Consider the following 24,705-nt stretch of genomic DNA (forward strand, 5'->3'; position numbering starts at 1 on the left):
GGGTCTGGCGGGGTCTGGTGCGTGCGATCGCAAGGCGGAGGAGGGAGTCGACGCGGAGCGTCGGCGACCGACGACAACGCGGCGAGCGTGCGTGCCAGGGCACGACAGGCAGACGGGACTTTGAAGACACGACCTAGCAGCTGTCCCTCGGCGCGAGACCCTGCGGCGACGGTGTCCGGTCCCGGTAGGTCCGCTCCAGGAACCGCAGCAGGGCGTCCACGTCCCCGGTGTTGGAGGGCAGTCCGACCGAGACCCGGATCGCGCCGGCGGAGGGGAGTCCGAGCCGGGAGAGATAGTCCTCCATGGTCAGCGCCCCCCGGTCACGGCCGGTGCGGCGCAGCGCGTCCGCGCCGATCCCGAAGGCGGCCTCGCCCGCGCCCGGGTTGCAGAAGCAGCCCGTACGCAGGGAGATCCCGGCGGCCGAGCTGTCCCGGGCGACGATCCGCTCGTCCACGACGAGGCCGCGCGCGTCGAGGACGTTGAGGGCCACCGTGCCGCCGCGCCGGGCGGTGGTGCGGGGCCCGTACAGCCGGATCAGCGGCCGGCCGTCGCCGTGCCGGAGCCGGGCGAGGCCCGACAGCAGCCGGGCGGTGAGCCGGGCGACATGGTCGTGGACGGCTTCGACGCCGATGGACTCGATCCAGTCGAGCCCGGTGCGGACCTCCGGAATGGCGTGGAAGTCGAGTGTGCCGTCCTCGAACGCCGCCGCCCCCTCGGCGAGCCGGTGCCACCGGCCCAGGGCGCTGACGACCTGGATGGTGCCGCCGGAGAACCAGGGCCGCCGCAGCAGCGCCAGTGAGCTCTTGCGGGCGATCAGGCATCCGACCCCGGTGGGGTAGCCGAAGACCTTGTACCAGCTCAGTACGGTGAAGTCGGGTCCCCAGCGGCTCAGTCGGAGCGGGTTGGCGGCGGCGAAGGCCGCGGCGTCGAGCAGGACGTGCCAGCCGCGCTCCCGGGCGCGGGCGATCCACTCCGGTGGATGGCGGACCCCGCTGAAATTGCTCTGCGCGGGGAAGGCGAACAGCCCCCGGCCGCCGCGCCGTCCGCGCAGCGCGCGTCCCATCTCCTCCTCGTCGACTCTCATCTCCGCTCCCGCGAGCGGGATGTAGGTGGTCGGCGCGCGGCGGACGCGGGCGAACTCCCGCAGGCCGTTGACGGAGTTGTGGTTGTCGAGGGTGAGCAGCAGTTCGGCCCGGCGGCGGCGGAAGGGATAGCCCTCGCCGACGAGCCGGCAGGCGGCGGTGGCGTTCGCGGTGAAGACGACGGTGTACTCGGCGGGGTCGGCGTCCGCGAAGCTGAGCACCCGCTCCCGGGTCTCGTCGACGAGGGCCGTGGTGGGTGTGGAGGCCGGGCTGTGGGTGTGGGGGTTGCCGAAGACGCCGCCGGTGAGGCGCTCGGTCTGGGCGCGCAGCTGCCGGCGGGCCGGCAGTCCCGCGCCGGTGTGGTCGAGGTATATGTGGCGGGTCTCGTCCAGATAGCCGTACTCGACGGCTCGTATGTGCGCGAATCCGTCCCGGTCGCCGGTGCCTTCGGGGTGGTCCCACGGCAGATGTCGGCTGTCGGTCTCGGTGATGTTCTCGGTCATTCCGTCCCCTGTCCGGCTCCCCCGGTTCCCAGGATGCGGCCGGGCACGGCACCGCTGCAAGAACGCCGTGACACCTGACACCCATGGACCGGACGGTGGGATTCCACGGCGCGGGGCCGGGGTCTCACGCGCTCCCCGGCGCGCGCCGGGGGCGGGAGCGGGGTGAGGATGGCCTTCGGTGGAGAGGTGTCCAGGGAGGTCCGGGTGGAGCAGACCATGAGAGCCGTCGTCCTGTCGGAGCCGGGGCCGCCGGAGAGGCTGGAGGTGCGGGTGCTGCCGGTGCCCGAGCCGGGGCCGGGGTGGGTGCGGATCAAGGTGGAGGCGTTCGGGCTCAACCGTTCGGAGCTTCACACCCGGCTCGGTCTGGCCGAGGGCGTCACCCTTCCGAGGGTGCTGGGCATCGAGGCGGCCGGGACCGTGGACAGCGACCCGGACGGGGTACTGCCGCGGGGGCGGCAGGTCGTCGCGATGATGGGCGGGATGGGCCGTACCTACGACGGCGGGTACGCCGAGTACACGGTCGTGCCGCGTTCGCAGGTGATCCCCTTCGCGTCCGCGCTGCCCTGGGAGACGCTGGGGGCGCTGCCGGAGACCCTTCAGACCGCCTACGGTTCGCTGACCACCGGGCTGGACCTGGCGGCGGGGCAGACGCTGCTGATCCGGGGCGGGACCTCCGCGCTGGGGCTGGCCGCTGCCGCCCTCGCCGGGGATCTCGGCGCGACGGTGCTGGCGACCACCCGCTCCCCGGAGCGCACCGGGGCGCTCGCCGCCCATGGGGTCGACCATCCGCTGGTGGACGACGGCGCGATCGCCGCGAAGGTCCGGGAGATCGTCCCGGCGGGGGTGGACGCGGCGCTGGAGCTGGTGGGGACGCCCACCTTGCCGGACACCCTGGCGGCCACCCGGGTGCACGGCACGGTCTGCTTCACCGGGATGCTCTCCAACCAGTGGATCGTCCACGACTTCTACCCGATCGGGTATCTGCCCAGCGGGGTGCGGCTGACCGCGTACGCCGGGGAGGCGGCCGATCTGCCCGCCGGGGTTCTCCAGCGCACGCTGGACCGTATCGCCGCCGGAGAGCTGTCCCTGGGGCCGGTCCATGTGTACGGGCTGGACGGGATCAGGGACGCCCACCGGGATCTGGAGGAGGGGCGGAGAGCCGGAAAGCTCGTCGTACGTCTGTGAGTCCGCCCCGCGCCCCCGCCCCCGCCCCCGAACGCGCGGTGTCAGCCGGTCCGGCGGGCCTCGACCACCATCGGGACATGGTCGGGGTGGGCCATCGCGGAGGCCGCCTCACGGGTGATGTGGCCGTCGACCGGGCGCAGTCGCCAGCGCGCGAGGATCGTCGCCAGGGCGATGGTGGCCTCGGTCCAGGCGAAGGCGTCGCCGATGCATTTGCGGTTGCCCGCCCCGAAGGGGACGAATGCCTCGCGCGGGACGGCGGCGCGCCGTTCGGGCAGCCAGCGATCGGGTTCAAAACGTTCCGGGTCGCTGTAGAGGGCCGGGTCGCGGTGGACGGCGTAGAGGCTGAAGGCGATCTCGGTTCCGGCGGGGACGCCGAAGCCGCCGAGTTCGACGGGCTGGGTGGTGCGGCGCATCAGGAGGGTGACTCCGTGCAGCCGGATCGCCTCGTCCAGCACCCGGCGGACGGCGGTCAGCCGGGGCACGTGGTCCAGGGTCACCGGCCGCTCCCCCACCACCTCGTCGATCTCGGCGAGCACCTGGCGTTCGGCCTCGGGGTGGCGGGCCAGTTCGTGGAAGACCCAGCTGAGTGTGGAGGCGGTGGTCTCGGTGCCGGCGAAGAGGATGGTGACGAGTTCGTCGCCGACCTCCTCGTCCGTCAGCCCGGCGCCGGTCTCCTCGTCCCGCGCGTCGAGGAGTAACGAGACCAGATCGTGGCGTCCGCTCCAGCCCTCTCGGCGGGTGGCGGCCACCACCTCGTCGATGATGCCCCGCATGCTCTTCCTCGCGCGGTCGAAGTCCCGGTTCGGCCGGATCGGCAGGATGTCGAGGAAGCGCGGCGAGGCCGCCCGTACCAGCACGTTCTTGAGGATGACGGGCAGATCCCGGCGTACCGCCTCGATGGCGGGCCGGCCGAGGTCGCCGGAGAACATCGTCTCGCTCAGGGTGGCGATGGCGTAGTCGCTCATGACGCGTTCTACGGCGATGCGCCGGCCGTCGGTCCAGGATTCGGCGAGGGCGAGTGCGTGACGGCTCATGACCTCCGTGTATCCGGCGATCCGGGTCCGGTGGAACATCGGCTGGATGAGGCGGCGGTGGGTGCGGTGCTGCTCGCCGTTGGCGTTGGCGAGGCCGTTGCCGAAGATCGGGCGGACCCGGTCGTAGAGCCGGCCCTTCTCGAAGGAGCGGGCCTGGGCGACGGTGATCTGGTGGATCAGTTCGGCGGTGGTGGCGAAGTACACGGGCATGGTGCCGAGATCGACGCGGACCAGTGGGCCCGTTCTCCGCAGCGAGGCGAGAAAGCCGAGCGGATCGCGCCCGAGCCTCAGGGTGTGGCCGAGGAACGGCAGCGCACCGGGCGCTCGGGGGATCTGTAGCAGGCCAGCGGGCAACTCGCGTACTCCTCTTCTGCTCTTCCGTGTCGGCCCGTCCGCCCGGTCAACAGCTTCGCGTTCAGGGCGTGTTCAGCGTTCCGTACGGACGGTGACTGATCGAATACGCGGCATCGTACCCATGGGGCACGGCCGTTCCCGGGGTCACACGTTCCCCTCACGTCACCGTCACCGAAGGCCCAAACGCCGCGCGCCGACGGGAGTGGATCTCTCGTCGGCGCGCTGTGGACCGAGGGGGTACGGGTGGGCTCAGCCGAGGAGCGACTTCCACCAGGAGCGCCGCCGGGGCGGCGGGCCGGGCCGCTCGGCGGGGGCGGGATCGGCGGCGGATCGCGGAGTGCCGTCTTCCGCCCGGGGGGCGGCGATCGCGGGGGGCGGCTCGAATCGTACGGGGAGGGACTCCACGCGCTCGGTCAGCCAGGCGGCGCTGGTCTCCAGCTCGGCCTCGGAGACGGCGAGTTCGAGACCGGGGAGCATGGTCAGCAGGGTGTCGATGCCGGTTTCGGCGATGGCGCGGCCGATGTCCTGCCCCGGGCACTCGTGCGGGCCGCTGCTGAAGGACAGGTGCGAGCGGTTGCCGTGGACGGGGGCGGAGAGGTCGGGGCGGATGTCGGGGTCGGTGTTGCCCGCGGCCAGGCCGAGCATGAGCAGATCGCCCGCCTTGATCCGGCGGCCGCCGAGCACGGTGTCGCCGACGGCCCAGCGGCCGGGGATCGTGGAGAGCGGCGGGGCGTCCCAGAGCACCTGTTCCAGCGCGTCGGGCAGGGTCATCTGGCCGCCGGAGAGGCTGGCGCGGAAGCGCCGGTCGGTGAGGACGAGCCGCAGGGTGTTGGCGATCAGGTTGACCGTCGTCTCGTTGGCGGCGACGAGCACGAGCCGCAGATGCTCGACGACCTCGTTCTCGGTGAGGTCGGACTCGTGGCCGATCAGCCGGCTGGCGAGGTCGCGCCCCGGCCGTACCCCCTTGCGCCGGACCAGGGAGCGGAGGGTGTCGACCACGAACTCGTTGCTGACGAGGGCGGTCTCACTGCCCTTCATCAGGTCGAGGGAGGCGTCGACCAGCCGGGGGCCGTTCTCCTCGGGCATGCCCAGCAGCTGGGTCATCACCAGCATGGGCAGCTTCTCGGCGTACTCCGGGATCAGATCCGCGCTGCCCCTCCCGGCGAAGGCGGCGACCAGCTGGCGGGTGTGGCGGGTGACATGGCGGCGCACCCCGTGCCGGTTGAACTGGGCGAGCCCGTCGGTGACGGCGCGGCGGAGTCTGGCGTGCTCGTCGCCGTCAGTGAAGACGCAGAGCGGCTTCCACTGGAGCATCGGCATCAGCGGGGAGTCGGCGGCGACCCGGTCCTCCCGGAACATCGTCCAGAGCCGCGAGTCACGGGTGTACAGCGAGGGCGTGCGCATGACTTCGAGGTTCTCCCGGTGGCCGAGGACCAGCCAGGCGGGCAGATCGCCGTGGATGAGCACCGGCGCGACCGGGCCGTACTCCCGGCGGAGCATCTCGTACAGCGCCCGGGGGTCGTTCTCCGCGACCGGCCCGTAGAGCCTGTGCAGTCCGTCGGGTCCCATGTTGTGCGCGGGGCAGCCGGGCGGCGGCACAGGGGCGGAAGCATCGCGGTGGACATCTGGGCGCGGGGTGGTCACAGGGCCTCCGAAGCCATGGTGAGGAGCGCGCCGCGCGGGCGGACACGGTCGCGGAGATCCCGGCGGGGCGCTCACGGACATCTCTTGCGGCAGGGACCACCGAGCCGCGGTCCCTGCCGCGGTCATACAAGATCCTTGAGCCGCTGGCAGCATATCCCTGTTCCGGCGGGGCCCGACAAGCCGTCAGGCCGCCGCGGCCGGGCGCTGTTTCCCCGTCCTCCCGTCTCCCCGCCCCGGGCTGCCGCACACTGGTGTCATGAAGGATCGGGCGACGCATGATCTCCTCGAACGGTTCACCGGTGGGATCAGGGAGCTGCTGGGGCCGGTCTCGGTGTGGGCCCATGGCTCGCTGGGCGGTGGCGGCTATGTCCAGGGCCGCAGCGATCTCGATCTCATCGCGGTGCTCGCCCGGCCCGTCCCGGTGGCGGAGAGACGGCGGCTGGCCGCCTTCCACCGGCGGCTGGAGCGGGAGGAGCCGCTCGCGGCGAAGCTGCACTGCGGCTATCTCCCGGTCGGCCGGACGGCGGATCCGGCCCGCCGCCATCTCGCCTGGGCCCACCGGGAGCTGTACCTCAGGCCCGTCACCGAGGTGACCCGGTGCGAGCTGCACCGGTTCGGGGTGGTGCTGCACGGCCGGCCGCCCGCCGAAGTGCTGCCGCCGGTGAGCGAGGAGGTGCTCGTGGACTTCGTCGTCCGGGATCTGCGGGGCTACTGGCAGCCCCTGGTACGGAAGCGGAAGCTGTGGCGGCAGGATGTCTGGGTCGATCTGGGCATGCTGACCCTGGCGCGGGCCTCGGTGACGGTCCGGACCGGCGCGCTGATCTCCAAGGCCGAGGCGCTCGATGTCCTTCGCGCCGATCCGGCCGCGCCCGTCGAGGTGGTCGAGGACATCCGGCGGCGGCGGAGCGGCGAGGAGGAGGTGGTCCCGCCCGGGTGGATCGAGCGCAGGGCGGGGCTGACGGCCGCCTTTCTGGGGCCCGCCATCGAGCGGGTCGCCGGGAGCGCGGGGCGCTGATCGCCGTGGTCGCCCGGCCCGGCCGTCCGCCCGGCCGCCTGTCGGTTCAGCGGTTCGGCGGTTCGGCGGTTCAGCCGCGAGGCGGTGCGGTCGCGGCCGGGGGGTGGTCGGGTTCGGGGATGGTGGCGGAGCCGGTGGGGGCGGAGTTGAGCACCCAGAGACCGGTGAGTACGGCGAGGGTGAAGACGGCGGCGACCAGGAGGGTGAGGACCAGCCGGCGGCGGCGTTCGCGCCGCCGCCAGTGGACGCGCGCGGTGTGGTAGGCGTCGGGCGCGGGATGCACCTGCCCGGCCAGGGCGGTCATCGCCTCGGTCAGCCGGCGTTCGGTGTCGGGGCCGGTCATCGGCGGTTCTCCAGCACCTGGGTCAGCGCCGCGATGCCGCGCGCGGTGTGGGTTTTGACCGATCCGGAGGAGATTCCCATGGCGGTGGCGATCTCGCCTTCCTTGAGGCCCATCCAGTGGCGCAGGACGAGTGCCTCGCGCTGCCTGGGGGGCAGTTGCCGAAGGGCGTTGATGAGCGCCCGCTGATCGTCGTGGAGCAGTGCGGTGGACTCGGCGGACACGGCCCATTCGACGGGCGGGGGCTCGGCGTGTTTGCGGACGATCTGGAGGTGGCGTATCCGCATCCGGGTGAGGTTGCAGACGACCGAGCGCAGATACGACTCGGCGCGGTCGGCGTCGCGCAGTTTGCGCCACTTGCGATAGATCTCGTAGTAGGACTCGGCGACGATGTTCTCCGGGTCGTCGGCCCCGAGCAGGGCGGCGAGCCGGAGCATCGAGGTGTAGTGACGCTCGAAGAGACGGGCGAGCGCCGTCTCCCGCTCCTGTTCGACGGGGTCGGTCGGGTCGACAGGGTCGACGGAGTCGGCGGGGGCGGCGGGTTCAGGGGGAGCGGCGAGCGCTTCGGCGGCCCGCGACGGCGGCGGGAACAGCGTGCGGGTGGCGGGTGGTGTCCGTCTCATGGGGAGCTGGTTCCCGTCTGGGGCCGGGGCCGGTGGTCGGTTCGCCGGGCGAGCGAGGTGGTGTCGGGGCCGGTGGGCACACCCCGCCGCCGCAGCAGCGCGGTGCCCGCCACCGCGACGCCCGTGTTGAGCAGCAGCGCGGCGAGCCCCGCGTAGATCTCCACGGTGTGACCGCCGAAGCCCAGCGGGACGACCGGTGAGAAGCCCCGCCGGACGACCATGACCGTACCGAGGAGCATGCCCGCCGCCCACCCCGCGAGCAGCGCCCGGTGGTGCAGTCGGCGAGTGTAGAGGCCTATCGCGACGGCGGGGAATATCTGGAGGATCCATACGCCGCCGAGCAGTTGGAGATTGATCGCGGCCTGGTCGCGCAGCCCGAGGACGAAGGCGATCGCGCCCGCCTTCGCGGTGAGGGAGACGGCCCGGGCTATGCGTACCTGCCGTTTGGGGGTGGCGGTGGGGTGGACGTACTCCACATACACGTTCCGTACGAAGGAGGTCGCCGCCGCCACCGACATCACCGCCGCCGGGACCAGGGCTCCCACCGTGATCGCGCCGAGCACCAGCCCGGTGAGCGGGGCCGGAGCCAGCCGGTCCACCAGCATCGGCACGGCGGACTCGGAGCCGGGGCCGGGTGTGCGCACTCCGGCGGCGACGGCGGCGATCCCCAGCAGGCCGAAGAGGGCGAGCACCGCCGTCCAGGCGGGCAGGCCCACACAGACCCGGCGCAGGGTGGCGGGCCCCCGGGCGGCGAAGGCCGCGGTCAGTACATGCGGGTACATCAGCAGGGCGAGCGCGGAGCCGAGCGCGAGGGTGGCGAAGGCGAGCCGCTGGTCGTCGGCGAGGAGGAGGGAGGCCTGCGGGCCGCCCCGGTCGCCGAGCCGGGCCGCCGCGGCGGCGAAGACCGCGCCGGGGTCGCCGAACCGGTCGAGGACGAGCAGGCCGACGGCGAGCGCGGAGCCGAAGACGGCGACGGCCTTGAGCGCGGAGATGAGGGCGGGGGCGCGCAGCCCGTGCCGGTAGGTGGCGACGGCGAGGCCGGCGAAGAGGACCGCCATCGCGAGGTCGCCGACGAGCGCCGGTGCGGCGTCGAGGCCGCTCGCGGCGAGCACGGCCCGGATGCCGAGGAGCTGGAGCGCCAGATAGGGCATGGTGGCGAGGATGCCGGTGAGCGCCACGGCCAGGGCCAGCGGCGGCGAGCCGTAGCGGGCGCGGACGAAGTCGGCGACGGTGATGTGGCCGCCGGCGCGGGCCACCGACCAGAGCCTGGGCAGCAGGACGAAGGCGAGCGGGCAGACGATGACCGTGTAGGGGACGGCGAAGAAGGCGGGCGCGCCGTTGCCGTACGCGAGCGCGGGGACGGCGGTGAAGGTGTACGCGGTGAACATCGTGCCGCCGAGCAGCAGCCAGGTCCAGCCCGTGCCCAGGCTCCGGTCGGCGAGTGCCCAGCCCTCCAGCGCGGGGAGTCTGTCCCTGGTGTTGAGCCGCCGGGCGCGGGCGGCCAGCAGGGAGGCCGCGCCGACGACGGCGAGGAACGCCGCGACGGCGGCTCCTTCGGTCATGGTCACCGTCCGGGCTGCGGGCTGTGAGCTGGGATGCGTCCCCGCGGGGAAGGGTGAGGGCGCGGGCGTGGAAATCTCCCGCCCCCGTGTGTCAACCAAACCGTGGAGATCGGCAACTCTTCCACAGACCGTCCGGAATCGGGGACCGGGATGGGACGACTTGGGAGGAATCCATGAGAGGGGACGGCCGCCGCGCGGGGTCCGGCGGAGCGGGGAGGGTCCGCCGGGGCACGGCCGGGGTCTGTCTTCTCGCGCCGGTCGTGGCGCTGTTGTGGGTGCCGGGGTACGCGCGGGAGGAGCCCCGGCTGGCGGGGGTGCCGTTCTTCTACTGGTACCAGCTCGCCTGGGTGCCCCTGTGCGCTCTCGGTCTGCTCGCCGCGTATCTGCTGACGCGGCGGGCCGCCGGGCCGGGGCCGCCGCCCGCGCCGGCGCCGGATCCCTGAGCCGACCCCGTACCTCCGTACCTCCGTACCCGGTCCTGGTCCCAGTCCCGGTCCCGGTCCCGTACCCGGTCCTGTCCGAACCGTCCGTCCGTCCGTCCGTCACCAGCCGTTCGTCACCAGCCGTCTGCCGTCTTTCTGAGGAGCCAGTGTGTCCCGGTCATCCACGCCCCTGTCGCGGGCCAATCCGAAAACGATTCTCGTGTGGACTGCGGTCGCCATCGTCGGCGCGGTCTGTTGGGGGGTGCTGGCGCTCGCCCGGGGCGAGGAGATCTCGGCCGTCTGGCTGGTCGGCGCGGCGCTGGGCTCGTACGCCATCGCCTACCGCTTCTACTCCCGTTTCATCGCCAGGCGGGTGCTGCGGCCCGACGACACCCGGGCGACGCCGGCCGAGCGGCTGGAGGACGGCGTCGACTATCAGCCCACCGACCGGCGGGTGCTGCTGGGCCATCACTTCGCGGCCATCGCGGGGGCCGGCCCCCTGGTGGGTCCGGTGCTGGCGGTGCAGATGGGATATCTGCCGGGCACGATCTGGATCGTCTTCGGAGTGATCTTCGCCGGTGCCGTCCAGGACATGGTGGTGCTGTTCCTGTCGATGCGCCGGGACGGCAAGAGCCTGGGGCAGATGGCCCGTGAGGAGATCGGCAAGGTCGGCGGCGCGGCGGCGCTGATCGCCGTCTTCGTCATCATGATCATCCTGCTGGCGGTGCTGGCACTGGTCGTGGTCAGCGCCCTGGCGCATTCGCCCTGGGGCACCTTCTCGGTGGCGATGACCATTCCGATCGCCCTGTTCATGGGCTTCTATCTGCATGTGTTCCGCCCGGGGCGGGTGCTGGAGACCAGTCTGATCGGGGTCGTGCTGTTGTTGCTGGCGATCGTGGGCGGCGGCTGGATCGAGAACTCCTCGCTGGCGGACACCTTCACCCTCAGCCCGACCACCCTCGTCTTCTCGCTCGTGGGGTACGGATTCGTCGCCTCGGTGCTGCCCGTGTGGATGCTGCTCGCGCCGCGCGACTATCTCTCCACCTTTATGAAGATCGGCACCATCGCGCTGCTGGCGCTCGGCGTGCTGTTCGCCGCCCCCATGCTCCAGGCCGACGCCATCACGTCCTTCGCCTCCTCGGGCCAGGGACCGGTCTTCGCGGGGTCGCTCTTCCCCTTCCTGTTCATCACCATCGCCTGCGGCGCGCTCTCCGGCTTCCACGCCCTGGTCTCCTCCGGCACCACGCCGAAGCTGATCGAGAAGGAGTCCCAGGTCCGGATGATCGGCTACGGGGCGATGCTCATGGAGTCGTTCGTCGCCGTGATGGCGCTGATCGCCGCCTCCGTGCTCGACCCCGGTCTGTACTACGCGATGAACGCCCCGGCCGGACTCCTGGGCTCCAGCGTGGAGTCCGCCTCCGCCGCCGTCGCCAATCTGGGCTTCACCATCTCGCCCGAGGAGCTGACGGCGGCGGCCAAGGCGGTGGAGGAGTCCACCCTGGTCGCCCGTACCGGTGGAGCGCCGACCCTGGCGGTCGGCATGTCGCAGATCTTCTCGGACGTCATCGGCGGCGAGGGGATGAAGGCGTTCTGGTACCACTTCGCCATCATGTTCGAGGCGCTGTTCATTCTGACGACCGTCGACGCCGGAACCCGGGTGGGACGGTTCATGCTCCAGGACATGCTGGGCAATGTGTGGAAGCCGCTCGGCCGGGTCAACTGGAAGCCGGGCATCTGGCTCGCGAGCGCGCTGGTGGTGGCCGGCTGGGGGTACTTCCTGTACGCCGGGGCCACCGACCCGCTCGGTGGGATCAACCAGCTCTTCCCGCTCTTCGGCATCGCCAACCAGCTGCTGGCGGCGATCGCGCTGACCGTGGCCACCACCCTGCTCATCAAGACGGGACGGTTCCGCTGGGCCTGGGTGACCGGAATCCCGCTCGCCTTCGTCGTCTCCGTCACCTTCACCGCCAGCTGGCAGAAGGTCTTCTCGCCCGACCCCCGGGTCGGCTTCTTCGCCCAGCGGGAGAAGTTCGCCGACGCCATCGACGCGGGCAAGGTGCTGTCGCCCGCCAAGAGCATGGACGACATGCACACCATCGTCACCAACTCCACCGTGGACGGCGTGCTGATCATTCTCTTCGTGGTGCTGGTGACCACGGTCATCGTCAACGCCGCCGTGGTCTGTGTGCGTGCCAGGCTCTCCCCGACGCCGCCGACGAGCAGCGAGGCCCCCTATGTGGCCTCCAAGCTGGACCTGTCGAAGGCGTCGAAGGAGTCGGAGCCGCTGGCCGGGGTGCGCGAGTGAGCGCCGCGCCCGCCTCCTGGGCGGCCGGGCTGCGCCGGGGGCTGCGCGCGGTCCACTGGTACTTGCGCGAACTCACCGGCGAGAGCGCCTACGACCGGCACTGCGAACGGCACCTGCGGGAGCACCCCGGGGTGCGTCCGCCGACGCCGCGCGAGTTCCAGCGGCTGCTGACGGACCGTGAGGAGGGGCGCACCCGGGCCCGCTGCTGCTGACCCGGCCCCTCATGACGGTGCGCCCGCCCCCTCGCAAAAGGGGCGGGCGCACCGTCGTCACCGGCGGACCGGTCAGCACACCTTGTAGTCGACCTTGGTCGAGTTGTACGAGCAGGTGTCGACCTTGGAGCCCGAGGCCTTCTTCAGGGTGGCGGTGTCCTTGTCGTTGTTCCAGACATAGGCGCGCCGGCCCTGGTACCGGGTGGAGGTGGTGTTCTTCCCCTTGCCGGTGCGTATCGTCACGGTCTTGCCCTTGCCCAGGGTGTAGGAGCCGAAGACGTACTTGTGGTTCGCCTTGTCGCTGACCACCCAGCCCTTGAGGCTGACGGCCGACTTGGTGGTGTTGCGGATCTGTACGTACTCGCCGTTCAGGCTGGAGTTGCTGCGGTTGTCCTTGCCCGGGCTGTCGTAGTAGATCTTGTACAGATGGACCGAGCCCTTGGCGGCCTGGGCGGGCGAGGGCAGCAGGACGAGCCCTCCGAAACACGCCGCGACGGCGGCAGCGGCGATGGAACGCGTGTGACGCATGAGCACCCTTCACATCGAAGGCCGGGCACCCCCCAATGTCGGGCCCGGCTCAAGGGCTCAGCGTATGCCCAAACCATATGCCGATGAGAATTTTTCGTTGAAGTCGCAAGGATTCAGCCGCCCGGCCGGCCTCACCCCGACCTCACCCCCGCCTCACCTCGGACTCCCCAGGCTCCCCGGGCTCCCCCGCCTCACCCCGTCTCGCCGGGCGCGGCCAGCCAGCCGGCGACGGCGTCCGCGATCGGCTGTTCGGTCTCCAGCTCGATGAAGCCGAACTGGCCGCCCTGGTTGCACTCCAGGAACCACCACGTCCCCTCCGCGTCCTCGGCGAAGTCGAACGCTCCGTAGGCGAGCCGGGCCAGCTCCATGTACCGGGCGACGGCCCGCCGCACCCGCGCCGGCGGCTCGACCGGCTCCCAGGTGTGTCCGGTGTCGCCGAACCTCCCGTCCACCTGCCCCGGCTCGGCCGTCTTGCGCGCGGCGAACAGCTCCTCGCCGACGGCCGTGAGCCGGATGTCGGCGCTTTTGGCGATGTACCGCTGAAGCAGCGTCGGACCGGCCGCCACCTCGGAGAAGTCCGCGTCGGACGGTACGAGGGTGGTGGGCAGCGCCATCGGCGGATCGCCCGGCGGCCTGCCCGACACCGCCTTGACCACCACATGCCGGTACTGGTCCGCGAACTGCTGGGCCACTCGCGGATAGGTCGTGACGACCGTGGCCGGCACGGGGAACCCGCTGTGGTGGGCCGTGCGCAACTGCCACGGTTTCAGCCGGGCCCGGGCCGCCGCGCCCCGCTCGTTCATCCAGCGGGCCGCCGTGCAGTCCAGCATCCCGTACAGCGCCTGGCCGGTCTCGGCGGAGAGCCAGGGGGACGGTTCGGGGGCATGGGCGGCCGGCTCGCCGGGCCTGCGCACCCAGATGGAGCGCAGGCCGTCCATGCTCACCACGCGACCGCCCGTCGAGAGATAGCCGCGGAACTCGCCCCGGACGTACTCCGCGGAGAGCGCACCCTCGCCGGGGAGGTCGCCGGGGTCGAAGCGGACGAGGGGAGCGCCTCTCCTGTGGAGCTGCGCCACCACCATGTCCGCTGTCACATCCTGCTCGCAGGTCAGGATCAGTACGGTCATCGTTCTCGGCGCGTCAGTCGTCGAAGTGGGTGGCGGAGCCGGCGGTGGAGGTGGTGGTACCGACCGCCGCCAGCAGCGCTCTGTCCAGGATCGCCGGACGCCCGTCGGGCAGGACGTTCAGCTGGAGGGTGGAGTCGTACGAGTACTGGTCGATCACAGGCGCCGACTCGGCCGGTCGTGCGTAGTTCCACGCGAACGGTTTCATGCTTTCTCCCTGGCCCACACGGGACTGTCCGGGGCCACTGCGTGGCCACATGAGAGCAATACGAGGATTGGATGTAGTCGATTCATCACATACCGTCATATTGCCAAAAAGTACGTGCCAGTCGGACGTCCCCGATCCGAGCAGCTGTATTTCCACACCGCTAACACATCCGCGCGCGCGGGCCGTTGACGTTCCCTGACACCTATGAAGACGTTCGGCGAGGCAATTCCGTGCACTGGGGCGGTAGGTGATGTCGGTCACCATCAGCCACAGGGGTCCCAGTGGTCACGTTTGTACCGGCGTTCACCCACACCTCCCATCACGCCGTGAACACGGAGTGATACCGCGTTCCTTGTCAGTGATCCGGCCGGCATCCGGTCGCACACACATGGACACGGATACCGGGGTCATGGCCGCCGCCGGTGGAACCCGGCAGGATCGGCGCCCTCGGGGAAATCGTACGAGGAAAGGCTGTGAATACCCATGACGAGCGACCTTCCGCCGATCGCGGGTGTGTCCGTTCCGGACACCACGCTCGCACAGGAGGCGACCGAGCTGGTGCGGGACACGACGAGCCCGCTGATCTACGACCATTCCCGGCGGGTCTACTTCTTCGGCGCGCTGCGGGGCCGTGACCAGGGGCTGTCCTTCGACGCGGAGCTGCTCTACATCGGCGCCATGTTCCATGACCTGGGGCTCGGCGAGCGTTTCCGCGGCAGCGGGCGGCGCTTCGAGGTGGACGGCGCGGACGAGGCGCGGCGCTTTCTGCGGAGCCGGGGGGTGCCCGAGGACTCCGTCCGCAGGGTGTGGACCGCCATCGCGCTGCACACCACCCCCGGTATTCCCGAGTTCATGGAGCCTGAAGTGGCTCTGGTCACCGCGGGAGTCGAGTACGACGTGCTCGGAATCGGTTTTGACAGCGTCTCGGACACGGACCGTGCGGCAATCGTCACGCTGCATCCGCGCCCCGACTTCAAGCGGCGCATCCTCCGGGCGTTCACCGAGGGAATCAGCCCCAAACCGGAGACCACATTCGGCAATGTGAAGGCGGATGTCCTCGAACACTATGTGTCCGGTTTCGAACGAGGGGATTTCGTACGGACGATCCTGGAGTCGCCGTGGTCCGAATGACGGACCGGGTGAGGGCCGCCTGCTCGCGGTTTTGTACCGCAACCGCCGGGGGTGCTCATCCCTCCGTCAGGCGTTTCAGGATGCCGGTGAAACCCGACCACGCCAGTTCGGTGTCCGGGCTCCTGCCGTGGGGAGAGCGGAACAGACCGAGAAAGAAGGTGAGGTCCTCCAGGTCCCAGCGCAGCCGGTAGAGGGCGAGAGCGGCGGGGTCGGGGATTCTCCCGGTCAGTTCCGTGTGGCGGTCGAGGGCGCCGGGTTCCCCGGCGAGATGCCACAGATCGCGCTCGGGCGCCGCCAGACCCACGGTGTCCCAGTCGACCAGCAGACCCCGGCCGTGCCGCCACAGCAGATTGCCGGGGTGCGGCTCGCCGTGGGTCACCACGCGCTCCGCGCCGCCGCGCGCCACCCGCTCCAGCAGCCCGTCGAACCTCTCCAGGGCGCGGTGCGGGGCGGCGCGCGCGAGCAGGGACCTGGCGGGCTCGGCGAAGGGGCCTCCCGTCCAGGGGCGTCCGGTCTCGCGCAGCGCCGTCTCCAGCCGCGCCCGGGCCGGGAGTTCCGGCGGGGGCGAGGGCACCCCTGGGGGCGGCGCGGCGCCGTGCAGCGCGGCCAGCATCTCCAGGGTCGCGGTCCGCCGCTCCGGCGACGGCGGGTCGCCGAAGGATCCCGCGACGCCCTCTTCGAGCGGGAAGACGCTGACGGCGTGCCGGCCGTCCGGGAGGAGGCGCAGGCAGTGGCCGGCGGCGGTCGGCAGGGGCGCGACGACGAAGCCGAGGCCCTGTCCCGCGAGGGCGACGGCGGTGTCCAGGGCCCGGGTGAGGCCCCGGCGGGCGGCTTCGACACCCGTTCCGCAGTGTTCCTTGTCGGCGAGGTCCGCGACGGTGACGAACCACCGGCCGGGGCCGCGCGCGATCCAGTGGTGGTCGCCGAAGCCGACGGGCGCGTAGGCCAGCTCGGCGGGGTCGATGTCCCAGTCGCGCAGGGCCCGGCGCACGGCCGGGTCGTCGATCTCCGGGGGCTGTTCCCTCATACGGGCGACGCTACCCGGCGGGGCCGGGGCCGGGCGCTCGGTTTTCGTGCCGCCGACGGAGGACCGCGCGGGCGAGGGCGGTGGTCAGCACGGTCGCCGCCACCGCGAGGAGCAGGGCGGCCCCGGGGATCCCCGCGCGGAGCAGCGCCGCGCCGAGGAGTCCGCCGGTGAACATCGCGGCGACGGCGGCGGCCCTGCGGAGCCGTCCGGCGGTGTCGGTGAGGACCCGGGTGTCCGAGGCGAGGGGTGCGAGCAGTCCGGTGAGGGCGCGGGTGGCGACGGTGGTGGTGAGGTCGGGTACGGCGGCGCGCAGGGTGGTGACATTGCGCAGGCCCATGGCGGTGGCGACCAGCACGGTGACCGCGCCCCGGGGTACGGCCGCGAGGGCGAGCGCCCCCGCGAGCCCCAGCAGCGCGGCCTCCGCGGCCAGGCCCGCCGTGAACCAGCGGTCCCGGCCGCGCGGTTCGAGGCTCGACTCCAGCCGGGCCCCGAGCACCGCGCCGGCCGTGAAGCCGCAGAGCGAGAGGGCCGGGGGCGCCAGGGAGAGTCCGCCCTCCCCGGCGACGGCGAAGCCGAGGAGGAGCAGATTGCCGGTCTGGACGGCGGTGAACACCGGGCCCAGCACGAGGAAGCTGACGGCTTCGACGACGCCGGTGGTCAGGGTGAGCACCACCATGGCCTCGGTGAGACCCGCGCCGGGCTTCGGCTCCACTGTTCCCTCGGCTCTCCGTCGGCCCCCTCCGGCGAACGGTATCGGGAGGTCCCGGTGGTCACGGCGCGCCGCCGGGCCGTGTCGTCCGGTCGGACAGGAAGTGGAATCCGGGCCTGGGGTGCATCAGGAAGTCGTGGTGCGAGATGTTCCAGGCGTACGCCCCCGCCATGGCGAACAGCACCCGGTCCCCGGCGCGCAGTCCGCCGGGCACGGGGACCGAGCGGGCGAGTACGTCCTTGGGGGTGCACAGCTGTCCGACGAGGGTGACCGGTCCGTCCGCGGTCTTCGGCCGGGGCCAGGGGTGGGGCCAGTCGGCGACGGGGAGCACGGCGCACGGCTGGTCGTGGCCCTTGGTGGCGGGGGTGCGCAGATGGTGGGTGCCGCCGCGGACGACGGCGAAGTCCTCGCCGTGGCTGTGCTTCACATCGAGCACCTCGGTGGCGTACCAGCCGCTGTAGACGGTCAGCGCCCGGCCCGGTTCGATGCGCAGGAGGGGGCGGCCGGGGCAGTCCTCGCGGAGCCGGGCGAGGCCCCGGCCGTAGGCGCGCCAGTCGAAGGTCTCGTCGGGGCGGGCGTAGTCGACGGCCATGCCGCCGCCGATGTTCACCTCGCGCAGTTCGACGCCGTGGCGGGCGGCGAGCGCCGCCGACCAGCGGAGGACCGAGGCGGCGACGGTGAGCTGGCGTTCGGCGGTGAGGCCGCTGGCGAGATGGGCGTGGACGCCGAGGAACTCCAGCCGGGGGCGGCTGCCGTCGGTGAGGGTGCGCAGCACGGCGTCGGCCTCGGCCGGGTCGATGCCGAAGGGCGCGGGGCGGCCTCCCATCGCCAGCGCGCTGCCGTGCAGCAGTCCGTCCTCGACGGCGAGGTTGAAGCGGAGGAGCACCTGGGCCCGGGTGCCCGTGCGGGCGGTGAGGGCGGCGAGGACGGCCAGTTCGTGGGCGCTCTCCACATGGAAGCGGGCCACGCCCAGGCGCAGGGCGGAGGCGATCTCGTCGGGGGTCTTGCCCGGTCCGGAGAAGGCGAGGGGGCGGCCGGGGACGGCATGCGCGACATGGGCGAGTTCGCCGCCGGAGGAGACCTCGTAGCCGTCGACGTGGTCGAGGAGGGCGGTGAGGATCTCCGGTTCGGGGTTGGCCTTGGCCGCGTAGTACAGCTCGACCCCGTCGGGGAGGGCGGCGCGGACGGCCCGGGCGTGCTCGCGCAGTGCGTCGAGGTCGTACAGATAGGCGGGAAGCGCCCCGGATTCCAGTGATCGGGCGAGCCGGTGGACTCCGGGCGGGGGCAGCGGCGGGGCCGGGGGCGAGGGCGGGGCGGGGGGCGGGGTCATCGGGGGCTCCGGTCGGCTTCGGCGCGGGTCGCTTCGGTGAGCATGTCCTCGGCGAGCGGGGACGGCAGCCGTACGTATCCGGCGTGCCGGTCGGCCGACCGGTCCCAGCGGGCGAGGAGGTTGGCCTTGGCGGGCAGCGGCACCCCGGCGAGCAGGGCCCTGAGCCGGGGCGGGTGGCCGCTGGTCTCCGCGTACTCCTCGATGGCGCGGCGTACCCGGGCCCAGAGGGCGGGCTCGGTCTGCGGGTGGAGATCGGCGAGGGCGGCGAGGAGTTCGGCGATGTGGTTGACGAGCAGGCAGTACACGACGCGGTCCCAGCCGTGCCGGGCGTCGTAGGTGAGGGGTCCGGCGACGTCGGCGGGGAGGGCGGCGAGGGCCTGTTCGTGGTGGTCGGGGACGAGTTTGGTGCCTTCCAGGTCGCGGAAGAGGATCTGGGCGGGGCGGCCGTCGGGGCCGACGCCGACGATGACGTTCTGGAGGTGGGGTTCGAGGACCAGTCCGTGGTCGAAGTAGGCGGCGAGCACGGGCGGTACGAGGAGGGCGAGGTAGGCGCGCCACCAGTCGAGCGCGTCGGCCGGGTCCCGGCCGGCGAGGTGGGAGATGTGTCCGGGGCCGGTGGGGTACTCGTCGGCGACGGCCGCGGCGAGCAGTGGGGTGACGCCGGGGGCGAGCCGTCCGCCGAGGCCTTCGCGGACGATGACTCCGAAGCCTTCCAGGAGTCCGATGTCGGGGCGGCCGTCGGGGCCGGGGACGGCGATGCTGCGGTAGGCGGGCTCGCGGAGCATTCCGGTGCCGGGGAAGCGGGCGGCGAGGTCGGCGAGGGCGGGGGCGAGGATGCGGGTGAGGGCGACCGCGCCGGAGAGTTCGTAGTGGGCGTTCTTCCGGACGCAGTTGGTGATCCGGACGTTCAGGCTGAATTTGAGGAAGGTGTCGCCGTCGTAGAGGGTGCGGACGGAGGCGGTGGGGGTGAAGATCCGGTCGCCGGGGCCCAGGTCGAGGATGTCGCCGCGCTCCAGGGCGGCGCGCAGCGCGGGCCGGTCGGAGAGCTGTTCGTACTGCCAGGGGTGGGCGGGGAGCAGCCGGTAGCCGTCGGGCACCGGGCGCATCCGGTCGAGCGGCGCGGTGGCGAGGGGTTCGGCGCGCTCCTCCGCGATGAGTTCCTCGCGTACGGCGAGGAGGCGCAGCGGGAAGGCGGCCCGGGCCTCGGGGGCGTACGCGGACCAGGTGGCGGGGTCCGAGCTGTGGGCCTTGGGGGTGGGGTGGAAGCGGTGGCCGAGGACGAGGGACTGTTCGGAGGCGAGGTAGGCGGCGAGGGGGTCGGTGTCGTCGCGGCCGGGGCCGCCGTGGGCGGCGAGGGCGGCGGTGACGCCCTGGTGGCTGGCGGCGATCTGGGGGAGGAACTCGTCGTTGCGGGCCCCGGTGCGCAGGGACAGCTCGGCGTGGGTGTAGGCGGCGAGCCGTCGCCAGTCGACCTCGGTCCAGCCGTCCGCGCACTGTTCGGTGACGGGTCCGGTGAAGCGGTGCGAGCCGAGGAGGGAGGTGCGGCGCAGGCCGACGCGGAGCAGGACGCCCCGGCGGGGCAGCCGGAGCATCAGCCGGCCGCCGCTGACGGCGGTCTGGTGCTCGGGTCCGGAGACTTCGCGGAGCAGGCAGTTGAGGAGGGTGTGGGCGACGGCCTCGTCGGCGGTGGGGAGTCCGGCGGGCGGGCCGGCCGCGGTGGGGCGGTCGGGTGTGGTGCTGGTCATCGGTCCTGCCTCCCCGGCGCCAGGTAGTTGGGGCCGGTGGCGTAGTGCTTGTTGATGTCCAAAGCCCCTGATCTCTCCTTGGCCAGCAGGGTGCCCGCGGTGACCATGGCCTTGATGGGCAGGTGTGCCGCGTCCAGGACATGGGTGCGCAGCAGGGCTCCGCGTGCGGTGTCGAGTCGGTCCGCCGCCTCGGTGAGCCGGTCGCGTACGAGGTCGAGAAGTGGTCCGAGGGGGGTGTGTCCCCGGCGGGCGAGGCCGAAGGCGTAGGCCCCGGCGCAGAGATGGACGGTGATGGTGGTGAACAGGTCGAGTACCGGTTGGTCGGTGTCGTGGAGTATGCGCCGGTCGTCGAAGGTCTCGGGGCCGGTGCCGAGGGTGGCGCGGAGGCGGGCGGTGTTGACGCGCGGGCCGTCGTTGTCCTTGAACAGCAGTCGCAGCCGGGTCCGGCCGGCGGGCCGGTCGAGGAGCAGGGAGATGTTCTGCTGGTGGGATTCGAGGGCGATGCCGTGGCCGAAGAGGGTGGTCTGCCAGTCGAAGAGCAGGGTGAGCAGGGAGTCCAGGAGGGCGAGCGGGTCGCCGCCGTGGAAGCGGGCGGCGAGGTGGTCGACGATGAGCCGGCCGTCCGGGGCGGGGGCGAGCAGGGCCGCCAGGGGGACGACGGCGGTGTTCTCCAGTCCGGCGGGGAGGCGGCGGCAGAGGACGGCGAGGAGTTCGTGTCCGGCGTGGGCGTACCGGGTCTCGTCGGCGTGCAGGATCGTGTCCCGGAAGCGGGGCTCGCCCGCGATCACCCGTTCCAGCAGCCGCTGGCCCGCCGCGCCGTCGGTGAGGGTGCCGGGTTTGACGGTGCGCCGGTTGAGGCGGCCCAGCGCGGAGGTGGCGAGGGGCAGTTTGAGGTGGATCGCGGGGTCGGCGGTGAGGGCGACAGTCCGCATGGAGAGGGTGGGCACGGCTTCCGGCCCGGGCTGTTCCAGGAGTTCGGCGCGGTCTTCGAGCCCGGTGGAGCGCAGGGCCTCGCGCAGGGCGTCGCGCGCGGTCAGCGGGTGGACGGGGAGCGCGAAGCGGCCGTCGTCCGGGCGGGGTGAGGGAAGGACGGCGGGGTCCCAGCCGTGCGCGGTGACGGCGTCGGGGGGCAGCAGCAGCCAGCGCAGCGGGAAGCGGGGGTGGAATTCGGGTGCGTACGCGGTGAGATCGGCCTCGGTGAGGCCGGGTCTGCTGTGCGCGGTGGGGTAGACGGGATGGTCGAGGCGGGCGGCGAGGGTGTCGAAGGCGAGCGCGGCGTGCGGGCCGGTCCAGTGGGCCGGATCGGGTCCGTGGCGGGCGGTGAGCTCCGCGCTGGTCTCGTGGTGGGTCTCGGCGTGCAGCCGGTGGGCGGTGAGGGTCTGCCGGCACTCGGCCGCGAAGGCGTCGAAGCCGGGGCGGTCCCCGGGGTCGGCGAGTGCGCCCAGCGCGGCGACGACCGTGTCGGTGGTGGTCAGTTCGGCGCCGTCGGACTCGCGTCGCAGCAGGGGCAGCCGGGCCTCGGTGTCGCACTGGAAGCCGGGGGCGACATGGCTGACGGGCAGCAGCCAGGCGTCGTCGTCCCCGGGGGCGGCGAGGCGCAGCCAGGGGCCGTCGGGGCCCTGCCAGGGGGTGCTGCGGCTGCGGAGTCCGACGACGTCCTCCCGGACCAGGGCGCTGAGCACCTTCAGGAGCAGGCTTCGCTCTTGGTCCGCGCAGGTCACCGTCACGGTGTGATCTCCCAGCTGAGCCCGGCGAGGAAGTCCTCCACGACCCGGTCCACGGACGTCTGGTCCGTGCCGGTGGCGCGGATGATGCCGAGGAAGTCGCGGTTGGTGTGGTAGAGGTCGTGCCGCTCGCCTGTGAAGCGCGTCGGACGGTAGGTGAGTCTCACACCGTCGATTGTCAGATCGGCGGGTCCCGGTGCTGCGCTCAGGGTGCCCGCTCGGTCGGCGAGCGGGTAGACGAGCCGGGCCGCGCCGTCGCTCCGGGCGTTCAGATCGGCCGGAAGCGGTTCACCGAGATGGGTGCGGAGGATGTGTTCGAAGAGCGGTATGCCGAGGAGTTCGGCGAGGAGCAGATCGCACTGGTCGCCGATGGCCCGGTAGTTGACCTCGATGAGGCGTACGCGTTCCTGGTGCACGACGAATTCGGTGTGGCAGGCGCCGAGGCCGACGCCGAGGGCGTCGAGCTGGGCGAGGACCTGGGCGACGACGGGTTCGGGGTGGGCCGGGACGAACGCCATGCGTTCCTCGATGAAGTACGGCAGGGGGGACAGCTCGGTGTGGAATCCGCCCAGCACATGGAGGCGTTCTCCGTCGCCGAGGGTCTCCAGGGTGTGGAGTTCGCCGGGGAGGTACTCCTCGGCGACGAGGGCGGCCCCCGGCCGGCGGGCCCGGATGCGGGCGCAGTGTTCGAGGAGTTCGCGGGGGTTTTCGACGAGGACCACGTCCTCGCTGGCCACTCCCTCGCGGGGCTTGAGCACACAGGGGAGGGGGAGGTCGGGGGTGAGCAGCTCCCCGGGGTCCTGATGGGCCGCCAGTTCCACCGAGCGCACGGGGTCGGCGGCGAGATGACGGCGCATTTGCGCCTTGTCCTTGGTGCGCAGGGTGGCGTGCCAGTTCTTGGCGGGGAGGCCGAAGTATCCGGCGGCCAGGGCGGTCTGCGTCTGGAGGTGGTCGCTGTTGCTGAAGACGGCGTCCGGCCGCCGGTGGGCGGAGACGGCGGTGATGACCGCGTGGTGGTCGCGGACGTCGCACTCCAGTATCTCGGCGTCCGGGTACGTGTCCCGGTAGCGGTCGCGATGGGCTTCGGGCCGGTCCGTCAACAGGGTGACATCGAGCCCGAGCCGGCGTGCGGCGGGGAGGAAACCCTCGGTGACCGAATCGGTGGGATTGAGGGCGAGCACATACATCTGCATGGGTGAAATACTTCCGCGCGCACATTCGCTGGGGAGGGGACAGTCGGGAACAAGTCAGGGCCGAGTATGACGGCCTGACCTGCGGACACAGGATGAACCCCCTGGTCGCAGCAGTTCCGGGGGCTCCGGATGACCACGATGGAGCTTAGGTTAGGCATCCCTAATTTTGCCAATTCGCAGCGCCACGCCCCCAGTTAACGATCTGGTCCGAAGATGCGGTTAAGGTGAGCCTTACCTTCCCCTCTCCGTCCCGCCTCCTTGACTTTCTCTCCCGCCCCTCCCTTCGTACGCTTCTTTGAGGAGTCCCCGTGACCCTGGCCCCGGCGCTTGCACCTGCCGGAGCTGCGCTGAGCTGCTCCACCCTGCTCGCTTCCTCCTACCGGCGGCTCGCCCGGCTGTGCGAGGCGCTCGACGTGGTGGTGGCCGAGCCCCATACGCCCGCCGGCCAGGGCTGGGTCGACGGCGCGGAGCTGGCCTGCCGGCCCGAGCTGCTCAACGCCTTCCTCGACGCCGAGGACCGCCGCATCCGGGACCGGTACGCGCACACGGCCCGGCCCCATGTGGTCGCCTCCCGCGCGCTGCACGGCTTCCTCTGGTCGGCGGCCCTGCTGATGAGTGGTCCGTGGTACCTGGAGCGGCGGGTGCCCCGGCTCCGCCCCGACCAGATCAGGCTCAGCCGTACGAGGGACGCCTACGCGGTGATGCCCGGCGCCTTCTCCTGCCTGCCCGACGATCCGGCGGCCGGACTTCCGGGGGTGCGGGTGCTGGCCGACGAGGAGTCCCTGCGCGCCGAGTTGCGCGCGGCGGTCGCCGACCACGTACGCCCGGTGCTGGCGGCGGCCGGTCCCCGGCTGCGGCGGGGGCCCCGGGCGCTGTGGGGCATGGTGACGGACGATCTGATCTCCGGGATCTGGTACGTCGGCCGGATGCTCGGCGAGGAGGACCGGGCCGTGCGGGAGGCCGGCGAACTGCTGCCGAAGGCCGTCGGACCGTACCCCGGCGGTGCCGCGTTCCGCAGGCTGGAGGGGGGCGACGGCCGGTCGCACCCCACCCGCGACCGGATGGGCTGCTGCCTCTACTACACGATCCGCCCGGCCGAGGCCTGCGCCACCTGCCCCCGTACGAGTGACGCGGAGCGGGTGCGCCGGCTGGAGGGAACCACTCCGTGATCCGGCGGGCGTCCCGGGCCGGCCCACGGGACGCATCGCCCCGGCGAGGCGGACCCGGCGGGGCGGACCCGGCGGGGCGGACCGACCGGGCGAGGCCGACCCGGCGGGGCGGATCCCGGCCACCTCCCGCCCTTCCCCAGGCGACGGGGGCGGGCCTGGGGAAGGATGGGAGGAGGCGGCATCCAGCCCCTCGGGCAGCTGTCGGGAGAACCCATGGAGTACTCGGAGAGCTACGAGCTGACCTTCCAGGGATCCGGTGCGGAGGACGACGTGGTGCTCGTCCGGCGGACCGGGAGAGCGGGGGCCGGGGGGTATCCGGTCTACGAGGACGACACCGGCATCGTCCGCGCGGAGATCAGCGACCGGGGCGAGGTCCGCATGCTGGCCAGCGGGGGCCATCAGGCCCCGGGGCTGCCGGTCTCGGTGCGGCCCGTCGACGATCCGGTGCCCGGTCCCGACGACGCGGCGCCCGGCGCCTGAGGCGGCCGGGGCTCCCGTACCGCCGGACGTGACCGGATCCCACACGGCCCGGGCTT

At 72.4% G+C, this 24,705-nt stretch carries 23 protein-coding genes; 8 read left to right on the forward strand and 15 right to left on the reverse strand.

What is annotated here, in order from left to right; genetic code table 11:
* Positions 1–133: 133 nt before the first annotated feature.
* Positions 134–1,585 carry an aminotransferase class V-fold PLP-dependent enzyme gene (locus IE247_RS24435; RefSeq protein ID WP_190125416.1) on the reverse strand — a complete coding sequence of 484 codons (1,452 nt, stop codon included), beginning with the start codon at positions 1,583–1,585 and terminating at the stop codon, positions 134–136.
* A 168-nt stretch (positions 1,586–1,753) separates the two neighbouring features.
* On the opposite strand from IE247_RS24435, the gene IE247_RS24440 reads away from it, so the two are divergent.
* Entirely contained in the window at positions 1,754–2,770 is a 1,017-nt protein-coding gene (locus IE247_RS24440) for a zinc-binding dehydrogenase (protein ID WP_229869324.1), read from the forward strand.
* 41 nt (positions 2,771–2,811) lie between these two features.
* Here the strand turns inward: IE247_RS24440 and IE247_RS24445 are convergent, their stop codons facing one another.
* Together IE247_RS24445 and IE247_RS24450 are read right to left on the reverse strand one after the other, a co-directional pair.
* Entirely contained in the window at positions 2,812–4,158 is a 1,347-nt protein-coding gene (locus IE247_RS24445; protein ID WP_229869325.1) for a cytochrome P450, read from the reverse strand.
* 249 nt (positions 4,159–4,407) lie between these two features.
* A complete protein-coding gene (locus tag IE247_RS24450) occupies positions 4,408–5,802 on the reverse strand; it encodes a cytochrome P450 (protein ID WP_190125417.1) in 1,395 nt (464 codons plus the stop codon).
* A gap of 256 nt (positions 5,803–6,058) precedes the next feature.
* Between IE247_RS24450 and IE247_RS24455 the strand changes: the two genes are divergently transcribed.
* Positions 6,059–6,817, forward strand: a complete 759-nt coding sequence (locus IE247_RS24455; protein WP_190125418.1) for a DUF4111 domain-containing protein — start codon at positions 6,059–6,061, stop codon at positions 6,815–6,817.
* Positions 6,818–6,887: 70 nt separating this feature from the next.
* Here IE247_RS24455 and IE247_RS24460 read toward each other — a convergent pair whose 3' ends face one another.
* Genes IE247_RS24460 through IE247_RS24470 form a run of 3 tightly spaced genes read right to left on the reverse strand, consistent with a single transcriptional unit; the run spans position 6,888 to position 9,342 of the window.
* Positions 6,888–7,160, reverse strand: coding sequence for a hypothetical protein (locus IE247_RS24460; RefSeq protein WP_190125419.1), 273 nt, complete (start codon positions 7,158–7,160; stop codon positions 6,888–6,890).
* The gene (locus IE247_RS24465) at positions 7,157–7,780 is read right to left on the reverse strand and encodes a sigma-70 family RNA polymerase sigma factor (protein ID WP_190125420.1); all 624 of its coding nucleotides are present in this window, start codon (positions 7,778–7,780) and stop codon (positions 7,157–7,159) included. Before IE247_RS24465 ends, IE247_RS24460 begins: the two co-directional genes overlap by 4 nt.
* Complete coding sequence (locus IE247_RS24470) at positions 7,777–9,342, reverse strand: sodium:solute symporter family protein (RefSeq protein ID WP_190125421.1); 1,566 nt, start codon at positions 9,340–9,342, stop codon at positions 7,777–7,779. Before IE247_RS24470 ends, IE247_RS24465 begins: the two co-directional genes overlap by 4 nt.
* A 173-nt stretch (positions 9,343–9,515) precedes the next feature.
* Here IE247_RS24470 and IE247_RS24475 point away from each other — a divergent pair, with 173 nt between their 5' ends.
* The 3 genes from IE247_RS24475 (at position 9,516) to IE247_RS24485 (ending at position 12,281) form a co-directional block, all read left to right on the forward strand.
* Positions 9,516–9,785: a DUF3311 domain-containing protein gene (locus IE247_RS24475; protein ID WP_190125422.1), complete on the forward strand. Its 270-nt coding sequence runs from the start codon at positions 9,516–9,518 to the stop codon at positions 9,783–9,785.
* Positions 9,786–9,933: 148 nt separating this feature from the next.
* Positions 9,934–12,069, forward strand: a complete 2,136-nt coding sequence (locus IE247_RS24480; RefSeq protein ID WP_190125423.1) for a carbon starvation CstA family protein — start codon at positions 9,934–9,936, stop codon at positions 12,067–12,069.
* Complete coding sequence (locus IE247_RS24485) at positions 12,066–12,281, forward strand: YbdD/YjiX family protein (RefSeq protein WP_190125424.1); 216 nt, start codon at positions 12,066–12,068, stop codon at positions 12,279–12,281. The genes IE247_RS24480 and IE247_RS24485 overlap by 4 nt, the downstream gene beginning before the upstream one ends.
* Positions 12,282–12,353: 72 nt before the next feature.
* Here IE247_RS24485 and IE247_RS24490 read toward each other — a convergent pair whose 3' ends face one another.
* The 3 genes from IE247_RS24490 to tgmA form a co-directional block, all read right to left on the reverse strand.
* Positions 12,354–12,809: a lamin tail domain-containing protein gene (locus IE247_RS24490; RefSeq protein WP_190125425.1), complete on the reverse strand. Its 456-nt coding sequence runs from the start codon at positions 12,807–12,809 to the stop codon at positions 12,354–12,356.
* Between the two features lie 191 nt (positions 12,810–13,000).
* Entirely contained in the window at positions 13,001–13,936 is a 936-nt protein-coding gene (gene tgmB, locus IE247_RS24495) for an ATP-grasp ribosomal peptide maturase (protein ID WP_190125426.1), read from the reverse strand.
* Between the two features lie 13 nt (positions 13,937–13,949).
* Entirely contained in the window at positions 13,950–14,141 is a 192-nt protein-coding gene (tgmA, locus tag IE247_RS24500) for a putative ATP-grasp-modified RiPP (RefSeq protein WP_190125427.1), read from the reverse strand.
* Positions 14,142–14,624: 483 nt separating this feature from the next.
* On the opposite strand from tgmA, the gene IE247_RS24505 reads away from it, so the two are divergent.
* Positions 14,625–15,272: an HD domain-containing protein gene (locus tag IE247_RS24505; RefSeq protein WP_190125428.1), complete on the forward strand. Its 648-nt coding sequence runs from the start codon at positions 14,625–14,627 to the stop codon at positions 15,270–15,272.
* 55 nt (positions 15,273–15,327) lie between these two features.
* On the opposite strand, the gene IE247_RS24510 is transcribed toward IE247_RS24505, so the two are convergent.
* From IE247_RS24510 to IE247_RS24535, 6 genes are read right to left on the reverse strand one after another with little or no spacing between them, the layout of a single operon-like run.
* Positions 15,328–16,299: a phosphotransferase gene (locus tag IE247_RS24510; protein WP_190125429.1), complete on the reverse strand. Its 972-nt coding sequence runs from the start codon at positions 16,297–16,299 to the stop codon at positions 15,328–15,330.
* A gap of 10 nt (positions 16,300–16,309) precedes the next feature.
* A complete protein-coding gene (locus IE247_RS24515) occupies positions 16,310–17,011 on the reverse strand; it encodes a YoaK family protein (RefSeq protein ID WP_190125430.1) in 702 nt (233 codons plus the stop codon).
* A 58-nt stretch (positions 17,012–17,069) separates the two neighbouring features.
* Positions 17,070–18,338 carry a type III PLP-dependent enzyme gene (locus IE247_RS24520; RefSeq protein ID WP_190125431.1) on the reverse strand — a complete coding sequence of 423 codons (1,269 nt, stop codon included), beginning with the start codon at positions 18,336–18,338 and terminating at the stop codon, positions 17,070–17,072.
* The gene (locus IE247_RS24525; RefSeq protein ID WP_190125432.1) at positions 18,335–20,083 is read right to left on the reverse strand and encodes an IucA/IucC family protein; all 1,749 of its coding nucleotides are present in this window, start codon (positions 20,081–20,083) and stop codon (positions 18,335–18,337) included. The genes IE247_RS24520 and IE247_RS24525 overlap by 4 nt, the downstream gene beginning before the upstream one ends.
* Positions 20,080–21,810, reverse strand: a complete 1,731-nt coding sequence (locus tag IE247_RS24530) for an IucA/IucC family protein (protein WP_229869326.1) — start codon at positions 21,808–21,810, stop codon at positions 20,080–20,082. The genes IE247_RS24525 and IE247_RS24530 overlap by 4 nt, the downstream gene beginning before the upstream one ends.
* Positions 21,807–23,000 carry an ATP-grasp domain-containing protein gene (locus IE247_RS24535; RefSeq protein WP_190125433.1) on the reverse strand — a complete coding sequence of 398 codons (1,194 nt, stop codon included), beginning with the start codon at positions 22,998–23,000 and terminating at the stop codon, positions 21,807–21,809. The genes IE247_RS24530 and IE247_RS24535 overlap by 4 nt, the downstream gene beginning before the upstream one ends.
* Positions 23,001–23,308: 308 nt before the next feature.
* Here IE247_RS24535 and IE247_RS24540 point away from each other — a divergent pair, with 308 nt between their 5' ends.
* Positions 23,309–24,169, forward strand: coding sequence for a (2Fe-2S)-binding protein (locus IE247_RS24540; protein WP_190125434.1), 861 nt, complete (start codon positions 23,309–23,311; stop codon positions 24,167–24,169).
* A 213-nt stretch (positions 24,170–24,382) separates the two neighbouring features.
* Positions 24,383–24,649 (forward strand): DUF6296 family protein, encoded by a 267-nt coding sequence (locus IE247_RS24545; RefSeq protein WP_190125435.1) that lies wholly within the window; start codon positions 24,383–24,385, stop codon positions 24,647–24,649.
* The last annotated feature ends 56 nt before the right edge of the window (positions 24,650–24,705 follow it).

This window comes from Streptomyces inusitatus, assembly GCF_014651115.1.
Classification (GTDB): domain Bacteria; phylum Actinomycetota; class Actinomycetes; order Streptomycetales; family Streptomycetaceae; genus Streptomyces; species Streptomyces amakusaensis.

Excerpts from the sequence above, each read along its gene's own strand:
- IE247_RS24435 (WP_190125416.1), bottom strand. The coding sequence starts at position 1,585 with ATGACCGAGAACATCACCGAGACCGACAGCCGACATCTGCCGTGGGAC.
- IE247_RS24440 (WP_229869324.1), top strand. The coding sequence starts at position 1,754 with ATGGCCTTCGGTGGAGAGGTGTCCAGGGAGGTCCGGGTGGAGCAGACC.
- IE247_RS24455 (WP_190125418.1), top strand. The coding sequence starts at position 6,059 with ATGAAGGATCGGGCGACGCATGATCTCCTCGAACGGTTCACCGGTGGG.
- IE247_RS24460 (WP_190125419.1), bottom strand. The coding sequence starts at position 7,160 with ATGACCGGCCCCGACACCGAACGCCGGCTGACCGAGGCGATGACCGCC.
- IE247_RS24465 (WP_190125420.1), bottom strand. The coding sequence starts at position 7,780 with ATGAGACGGACACCACCCGCCACCCGCACGCTGTTCCCGCCGCCGTCG.
- IE247_RS24470 (WP_190125421.1), bottom strand. The coding sequence starts at position 9,342 with ATGACCGAAGGAGCCGCCGTCGCGGCGTTCCTCGCCGTCGTCGGCGCG.
- IE247_RS24475 (WP_190125422.1), top strand. The coding sequence starts at position 9,516 with ATGAGAGGGGACGGCCGCCGCGCGGGGTCCGGCGGAGCGGGGAGGGTC.
- IE247_RS24490 (WP_190125425.1), bottom strand. The coding sequence starts at position 12,809 with ATGCGTCACACGCGTTCCATCGCCGCTGCCGCCGTCGCGGCGTGTTTC.
- tgmB (WP_190125426.1), bottom strand. The coding sequence starts at position 13,936 with ATGACCGTACTGATCCTGACCTGCGAGCAGGATGTGACAGCGGACATG.
- tgmA (WP_190125427.1), bottom strand. The coding sequence starts at position 14,141 with ATGAAACCGTTCGCGTGGAACTACGCACGACCGGCCGAGTCGGCGCCT.
- IE247_RS24505 (WP_190125428.1), top strand. The coding sequence starts at position 14,625 with ATGACGAGCGACCTTCCGCCGATCGCGGGTGTGTCCGTTCCGGACACC.
- IE247_RS24510 (WP_190125429.1), bottom strand. The coding sequence starts at position 16,299 with ATGAGGGAACAGCCCCCGGAGATCGACGACCCGGCCGTGCGCCGGGCC.
- IE247_RS24520 (WP_190125431.1), bottom strand. The coding sequence starts at position 18,338 with ATGACCCCGCCCCCCGCCCCGCCCTCGCCCCCGGCCCCGCCGCTGCCC.
- IE247_RS24525 (WP_190125432.1), bottom strand. The coding sequence starts at position 20,083 with ATGACCAGCACCACACCCGACCGCCCCACCGCGGCCGGCCCGCCCGCC.
- IE247_RS24535 (WP_190125433.1), bottom strand. The coding sequence starts at position 23,000 with ATGCAGATGTATGTGCTCGCCCTCAATCCCACCGATTCGGTCACCGAG.
- IE247_RS24545 (WP_190125435.1), top strand. The coding sequence starts at position 24,383 with ATGGAGTACTCGGAGAGCTACGAGCTGACCTTCCAGGGATCCGGTGCG.